We start from the raw sequence: 7,399 nt of genomic DNA on the forward strand, positions 1-7,399 counted from the left end.
TAGTCCCTACCTATGTCATCGAGTATAAACAATTCCGAGCTACAAATCAACTGCAAATTGCCTTAAGGTAAGCTTATAAACTAATCATACAAGGAGAATTCTTATGAACCGATTTATACATTACTTAATTATGTGGGGAGTTTTTACGATATTGTTTACTCTCGCTACTGTAGGGTTGGAAATTTTAGAAGGAAATAAAATAAAAACAACTGAATATTACGGTTTAATGAATTTAGGCTTTCTTATGTTTATCGTATTTTATTTCATATTTGGTTTGATTATCTATCCTATTTCTTTTTTACCTTTAACTTTTCTTGCAAATAAATTTGTGAATTCTACAATTGTGAGGATTGTTATTTATTCAATTATAGGTGGGATAAGTGGGATTGGGGCATTTAACCGATTATATGGAGGTTATTTTATCAACCGATATGAACTGAACATAAGTAGTGCAATTATTGTTTTCGGTGTATCTGGTTTAATCTATGCTTTAGTGGATTATATTTCAGAAAATAAAACACTGGTTGCACAACAGGAATAATTCTTCTTCAACATACGGGGGCTGAAAACTCAGAAGATTAATTGTTGGGATTTATGAAATGTTGAAAGCCCTAAAAAAATACTCCTCCTTGTAGCAAACAGGTTTATTATTTAATTGTCTACCACAAAGGGAGCATATTAATTATCACAGGCGATTTTTTTATATACTATTGTGACATCAACATACTGTTACGTAGTGTTGATTTGAGGTTGTCTTGTTGGCCAGATATAACCGATAATAGCACCTACTAAAGCTGGTAAAATCCATCCAAGACCAATATGGTAAAGAGGTAAATAATCAATGTAGAACAATCTAACTGCTTCAAGTAATGGGACAGTCGCTCCAGGCAAACTACTGGTTAACGCACTGTAACAGTCTATAACACTAACGAAAAAGGTTAGGAACATCGACACAGCATAAACACTTTGCTTTTTAGAAAATAGCGGTGAGAAGAGTGCTAATAATATAAGAACAATAGCTAGCGGGTACAGGAGCATTAAAACCGGCACTGCGAATTGAATAATATTATTTAAGCCAAAGTTTGCAATTGTGAATGATACAAAACATAGAATGAACACGAACCATCTATAGCTCACTTTTGGTAATAATTCATGGAAAAATTGACTGCATGCGGTAATAAGCCCGATGCTCGTTTTCAGACAAGCAAGTACAATAATAATGCCTAATAAAATAACACCAAATGAACCGAAATAGTGTTGGGAGACTGCTGAGAAGATCAGACCACCATTATCAAATGTGCCGATTGTTGTTACGCTCGATGCGCCCATATAAGTGATAAGACCGTAAATGAGCATCATTAGCCCCATCGCGAAAATGCCTGATTTCAATGTCGCTTTTGAAATATCTTGCGTACCGGTAATTCCTTGCCTCTTAATGGCATTGATAACAACAACACCGAAGGCGAGGGAAGCAAGCGCATCCATCGTGTTATAACCCTCTTTGAAGCCCGTCATAAAGGCCAATTGAGTGTAGTCACCTGTCGGATTACCAAAGTTACCCATTGGCTTAATGACGGCAATTCCTATTAGAAAGAATAAGAATACTAAAAATGCTGGTGTTAAATATTTGCCTATATAGTCCATAATTTTCGCAGGATTCAGTGAAAAATAATAGACAATCATAAAAAATAGAAAACTAAAGATTCCAAGCCATAGACTCACTTGTTCTGGATTGATAAATGGTTCAAATCCAACAACAAATGGGACTGTCGCTGTACGTGGAATGGCAAAAAAGGGACCAATGGTTAAGTAAAGCGTCACTGTGAAAATGCCCCCAAATGTCGGATGTACCCGACTAGCCAAATCATGAAGTCCACTACTTCCAGAAAGCCCAATTGCTAAAATACCTATAAATGGTAGACCGATCGCCGTTACTAAGAAACCTACTAAAGCTGGCCAGAAATTCGTCCCTGCAAGCTGCCCTAGCTGGATAGGGAAAATTAAGTTACCAGCACCGAAAAACATGCCAAACAGCATCGTACCAATGATTGCATACGTTGAAAACGGTATTTTTTCTTGCATAAATATTGTGCTCCTTCATGTTGTAAGTTGTTTCCCTTTCAAAAATGATAAGTATAATAATATCAATCTTTGTATAGGGACACAATACATTTCAATAGGCCTACCTATAGCCCCTCTTTTATAACATTGAGATACCCCTCTCCCCTTTTAATAGAATTATAGATTTTTAAAAGAAGTAAAGTGTTTTTAAGAGACCCTATACAAATACGATTGTTGAATAAGGGAAATGACCATTTAAAAACACCCTTGATGATGCCCTCTCATTTGCAACTCGAGCTTCGCTCAAAAGGTTGCTACGCAGGGTTCACGATCAAGGTGTTTTTTTAGTTAGTAGATATACTGTCTCTCCTATCCGACACTCCATTGAGGATGTGAACTCAATTAGTGCTTACTCCACAGAGGTCAAACAAGCTTCACTAAATTCAATTTCCCATTCAGTTAGGATGTTAGAAATGCATTTTCCTTGCTTAATTATAAGAAGACCGTAGACAGGCGACTTCGTTCTGAGCGCAGAAAAAATAAATTTTTTTTTTGCGACGTTGAAACTATTTTTCTATCAACTACGAACATATAAATGGACAGGACAAAAAGGAGGTGGTGCGGTTGGACGAGCGACGCCTAATAAAGAAGATCCAAAGAAACGGCGACCGTGCCGCCGCCAACGAACTGGTGCAATGTTACTATGACGAGATTTACGGCTTCGTGAGAAAACAAGTCTCTAATGCAGATATTGCTATTGAACTGACACAGGAGATATTTATCTCAATGCTGCGGACAATCAGGTTTTACGATGCGAAGAGAGGTGCAGGTTTTCGAACGTGGATGTACAGGATTGCTGCAAATAAGGTAGTGGATTGGTTTCGCTCACGTGCCTACCAGGCGATGACCAAAACAATATCGCTTGATGAGGTTGAGCCGATTGGTGAAGCAGACTTCACTCTACAATTTGAAGATAGAGATTTCTCGGAGAAGGTATGCGCTTTTGTGGGCGGTTTGCCTACAGATACTCAGAAAATCTTCCGGCTTCACATCTTCGGCGGGTACACGTTCTCTGAAATCGCAAGTATCGAAGAAATTCCCGAAGGAAGCGTGAAATCCAAGTATTACCGTCTTATTAATCTGCTTAGAAAGGAGTTTGCTGATTATGGATAAGAAAACAAAGCATGCAAGCATTGAACACATCCTTTCGCAAGGTTTAGTCAAGCCGCAAACGACGAGAGAGAGTATTGCAGAAATGCTACGTACCATAGGCTTCCGTTTCATATTTTGGGATACTGGGTATAGCTTTTTTTTCACCGCTGTAACTATAGTAGGTGTTCTCGTGCTATTCTGTTTTGCACCTGATGATTACCGCTACTCCGCCTCCATCGCCGTTGCCCCACTGTTTTTTCTATTGATAACCATGTTTGCCGAAACGTCGGAGCGGGCCTGTGGATTATACGAACTAAAACAGACTTGTCGCTACACCATCCAGCAGATAACTGCTCTGCGGGTGATGTGCTACTCGGCCTTCAGCTTTGTGTTCACCATGGTTATCACGACAATCAGTACAGACAGTGGACATGAATTCCTTTCACTGTTTCCACTTTGCCTGTCCGCTCTGTTTATCTGCGCTACCTTGGGTATATCCTTTATGCGTTTTCTTCACGGTACATGGGTAAATGTGGTGTTCTCGGCGGTGTGGGTGTTCGTAAATATCATAATCCCATTCTCACTAGGGCAAGAATGGGAGGCAATATTACGTGAAATGCCGATTGCTTTTTCGGTTGTCCTTGCCGTTCTCGGAGGGGCAGCACTGGCTTACCAAATATCAAAAATGCTGTCGGAGGTAAAAAAATATGCTATCGCTTAATAATGTGACTAAAAAATATGGAAACTTCACTGCTTTGGAGGATATCAACCTCGAATTCTCTAGCGGTGTATACGCCTTGCTTGCCCCAAATGGCGCGGGCAAAACTACACTGATTAAAATGCTCACGACACTCATCTTCCCTACAAAGGGAGAAATCCTTTGGAACGGAGATGAAATTGTTTGGCTGGACGCTTCATACCGTGACACCATCGGCTATCTGCCGCAGGAATTTGGCTATTATAGGAACCACTCGGCGAGAGAGTTCCTGTTGTATATGTCAGCGTTAAAGTGTATTGATCCCGAAAAAGCAAAGCGCAAGACCGACGAACTTATTGATCTTGTGGGCTTGTCGGACGTGCGAGATAAGAAGATGAAGAAGTTTTCAGGTGGTATGATTCAGCGCGTCGGAATCGCTCAGGCGATGCTGAACGACCCTAAAATCCTCATTCTCGATGAACCTACAGCAGGGCTTGACCCAAAAGAACGCGTCCGCTTTCGCAATCTTATCTCGTCACTATCCAAAGATCGCATTGTTATACTTTCGACGCATATCGTGTCGGACATTGAAACAATTGCAAGTAGGGTTATTATGTTCAAGAATCATAGGTTGTTCACCAACGACGCACCTGCGTCGATATGCAGAACGCTCATGGGCAAGGTCTACGAAACGGACGATATTGCCGAAATCAATTGCCCTCATCTCGTGCTCACAGAACACCAGGACAGTGGTAAAACCGTCACGCGTTTCGTGAGCGAGAGCGAATGCGGCGATGTTGCGCGAAGTGTCAGCCCCAACCTTGAGGATGTGTTCCTATACATTTATCGAGATGAAGTCATGTGAGGTGAGATATATGCTATTCGGGTACGAGCTTAAAAAACTTGTACTTTTACCGGCGATGGTTGGATTTGTTGTCCTGTGCATCGTTCTTAATGCTGTGATTGCGATAGTCGGCTACAACGATTATGGTGCGAATGACGAAGCGGAAGCTGTCAATATCTTTGAGGGATTTAAGACAAGCCAAATCGCCGAAACATATATATGGAAGTACAACATCACAGGCAAAAACGCCGAGAATATACGCAACAAGTATGATAAATTACAACCTGTAATTGATGAAAAAGCCGCTAACGGCGATGCTTTGTCAACTTACTTCGGAGAACAGACCCATTACCGCCACAGTATGTTGTTTGAAATCATGTTTATGGCCATCATTGCGGAAAGCGCTTTATTAGCGTTATTTGCCGCGCTCATATCGGTAACCTATGAGAACTTGAGAGGCACCGAACCTATTATCTGCGCTTCAAAAGTGGGAAGACGGGTACTCAGGACAAAGCTGTGCGCCTCGTTGACGGCGACAGTAGCCTTGACAGTCGTCGTCCTTGGAGTGAGTTTGTGCATATTTTTTCTCAGATTCAATTTTTCGGGCGTGTGGAATGACAACGTATCAAGTATGTTTAACTACGCTGTAAATGAATACAGTAAGCCTTTCATCACATGGCACAGCTTCACTGTTGAGGGGTATCTGTGGGCGACAATTGGAGTAACCTTTGGTATTGCAGTTTGTCTTTGCCTGTTAGGATATGCAGCTGGGGTCTTTGCTCGTAACGGATACGGCGCATTTATCGCAGCTGCGTCGATAGCCGGGGTCACATTTCTGGCTAAGCCACTTTTTCCAATCGGCTCGTTCTCACGGGGCATTTGGACCCTTACTCCCGTTTGGTTATGGAAAAATAGCGGAGCATGGTTTACTGACGGCGGAGCGGAAATTATATGGGCAAACTTTGAAAGCGTGGGGCTTTTCGTTTCCCTTGCTGTACTTTCCATTGCCGCTTTCGTTTCCACTAATATATTTAAAAAGAGGGAGCTATTATGAGAATCTTTGTATACGAACTCAAAAAGATATTAAATTGGCGTATTCTCGCACTTATTGCTGCAATTGCGACGTTGACGTGGTTCACAATGTTGAGCCAATTACTGAGCTCAAATGATAGTTTAACCACCCATGGTATTTATGGTTCCTATCAGAAAGAGATGTTTGCGCTTTATGGCGATACGCTTGAACCGGAAGAATTAGCCGACTATGATATTCCGGGCAAAAAGGATGCCCTTATTTCTGAAATGAATGAAATTATCTCAAACGAGCCGATTTTTACCGAAAACAATATCTACAACTACGCTGAATTCGAGGCATTTGCCAATAAAGGCTACACCAACGACCTAAGCGAGGAGGAAAGGGAAACCCTTTCCGCAATGCGGAGCAAGCTGGAAGGCAATAGCCCACAAACCTTAGATGAATGGTATGCCTCGCCACTGATGAGGCTAAATAATCTTGAGGCGATAGAAGATACATATGTCGACTATGAGGCCTCTCTTCGAAGATATATAGACAGCGATCGCGGCCCCGTAGTCGTCCGAGCTGCTGAGAAATTACTGCAAATGCGCAATGCAAACTTGATTTACTATCATCTTTGCGAAAGTTTTTCTCATTATACCGCTGTTGTTGGGGTGTTTACCGTGGTTGCCGCAATCATTCTCATTGCCCCCTTGCTGACAACCGACCGCATGCGGAACATAAACCTGATACAGTATTCGTCAACGATTGGACGCAGGATTTTTAGGCTTCAATTTGCCGCAACTATTGTTAGCACACTCGCTTTATCCATCCTTTTGATTACCGCAGCATATATTCCGTTCCTTGCATCGGGTGCATGGATTTATTGGGACGCGCATATCATGTCGGATAATTTTACCTCCAGCGGGATACAGCTTTATAACATGACCTTCGGGCAGTACGCACTCATACTTGCGGGAATGATACTAGCACTAAGTGTCGGCATGGCATGTTTTGCGTTTATACTTGCGAGATTCAGTGCGAATATTGTGATGATGCTGATTATGGCCGTTCCGGTCGGTATTGCGGTTGCGGGAATAGCCGTAATCTCAGTCACCATGGCATTAAGGGATCAAAACATCGTTTTCAATACCATCTTCCAGGGTAGATTTGATGCGCCTGAGGTTGTCTTGTGTGGTTTCGTTGCCGTAGTCGGCATGATTGTGTCGATAGTTATATTGACACGGGAGAAGCGTGTTGATGTCGCTTAAGGCACAGAGACGAAAGTCTTTACATACAGCGCTTATGTAAGGGTGATAGGGAAGCAAAATATTCTGTGGTATTAAACGAGAAAGTCAGAGTCACAGTTTAATATAATGAGGAGGGTTGCAAGATAAAGATAAGCAAAGCTTTCTTTTTGTGTTGAGTGATGAGGTATTAACACCGGAGGGAATTTTCTTAAAAGTACAAAATTGTAGTAAAGAATATTGATATAGAAGTCGAATTACATCAGTTTTTGGTTACTGATGTAATTTTTTTTGTCAAAAAAATGTAGAATTTTTGGTATTATTAATAAAGTAGTAAAGATGTAGGATGACGTAAAATATTTTGTGTAAGCATCTTTTCAATAAAA

General features: G+C 41.3%; 7 protein-coding genes. 6 read left to right on the forward strand and 1 reads right to left on the reverse strand.

Features of this window, described 5'->3' with window-relative positions; all coding sequences use genetic code 11:
* Positions 1–103: 103 nt before the first annotated feature.
* On the forward strand, positions 104–541 hold the full coding sequence (locus JKM87_RS17465) for a hypothetical protein (protein WP_202081726.1): 438 nt from the start codon (positions 104–106) through the stop codon (positions 539–541).
* A 188-nt stretch (positions 542–729) separates the two neighbouring features.
* On the opposite strand, the gene brnQ is transcribed toward JKM87_RS17465, so the two are convergent.
* A complete protein-coding gene (brnQ, locus tag JKM87_RS17470; protein WP_202081728.1) occupies positions 730–2,082 on the reverse strand; it encodes a branched-chain amino acid transport system II carrier protein in 1,353 nt (450 codons plus the stop codon).
* A gap of 603 nt (positions 2,083–2,685) precedes the next feature.
* Between brnQ and JKM87_RS17475 the strand changes: the two genes are divergently transcribed.
* The 5 genes from JKM87_RS17475 to JKM87_RS17495 are packed head-to-tail and all read left to right on the forward strand — an operon-like array spanning position 2,686 to position 7,037.
* Entirely contained in the window at positions 2,686–3,234 is a 549-nt protein-coding gene (locus JKM87_RS17475) for an RNA polymerase sigma factor (RefSeq protein ID WP_202081731.1), read from the forward strand.
* Positions 3,227–3,934, forward strand: a complete 708-nt coding sequence (locus JKM87_RS17480) for a hypothetical protein (RefSeq protein WP_202081733.1) — start codon at positions 3,227–3,229, stop codon at positions 3,932–3,934. Before JKM87_RS17475 ends, JKM87_RS17480 begins: the two co-directional genes overlap by 8 nt.
* Positions 3,921–4,775 carry an ABC transporter ATP-binding protein gene (locus JKM87_RS17485; protein WP_202081735.1) on the forward strand — a complete coding sequence of 285 codons (855 nt, stop codon included), beginning with the start codon at positions 3,921–3,923 and terminating at the stop codon, positions 4,773–4,775. Before JKM87_RS17480 ends, JKM87_RS17485 begins: the two co-directional genes overlap by 14 nt.
* A gap of 10 nt (positions 4,776–4,785) precedes the next feature.
* On the forward strand, positions 4,786–5,808 hold the full coding sequence (locus tag JKM87_RS17490) for a hypothetical protein (protein WP_202081737.1): 1,023 nt from the start codon (positions 4,786–4,788) through the stop codon (positions 5,806–5,808).
* Positions 5,805–7,037 carry a hypothetical protein gene (locus JKM87_RS17495; protein ID WP_202081739.1) on the forward strand — a complete coding sequence of 411 codons (1,233 nt, stop codon included), beginning with the start codon at positions 5,805–5,807 and terminating at the stop codon, positions 7,035–7,037. Before JKM87_RS17490 ends, JKM87_RS17495 begins: the two co-directional genes overlap by 4 nt.
* The last annotated feature ends 362 nt before the right edge of the window (positions 7,038–7,399 follow it).

It is taken from the genome of Caldalkalibacillus salinus (genome assembly GCF_016745835.1).
Classification (GTDB): domain Bacteria; phylum Bacillota; class Bacilli; order Caldalkalibacillales; family JCM-10596; genus Caldalkalibacillus_A; species Caldalkalibacillus_A salinus.

Bases quoted from the DNA above. Each gene is read 5' to 3' on its own strand.
- JKM87_RS17490 (WP_202081737.1), top strand. From the start codon at position 4,786: ATGCTATTCGGGTACGAGCTTAAAAAACTTGTACTTTTACCGGCGATG.
- JKM87_RS17465 (WP_202081726.1), top strand. From the start codon at position 104: ATGAACCGATTTATACATTACTTAATTATGTGGGGAGTTTTTACGATA.
- JKM87_RS17480 (WP_202081733.1), top strand. From the start codon at position 3,227: ATGGATAAGAAAACAAAGCATGCAAGCATTGAACACATCCTTTCGCAA.
- JKM87_RS17485 (WP_202081735.1), top strand. From the start codon at position 3,921: ATGCTATCGCTTAATAATGTGACTAAAAAATATGGAAACTTCACTGCT.
- brnQ (WP_202081728.1), bottom strand. From the start codon at position 2,082: ATGCAAGAAAAAATACCGTTTTCAACGTATGCAATCATTGGTACGATG.
- JKM87_RS17495 (WP_202081739.1), top strand. From the start codon at position 5,805: ATGAGAATCTTTGTATACGAACTCAAAAAGATATTAAATTGGCGTATT.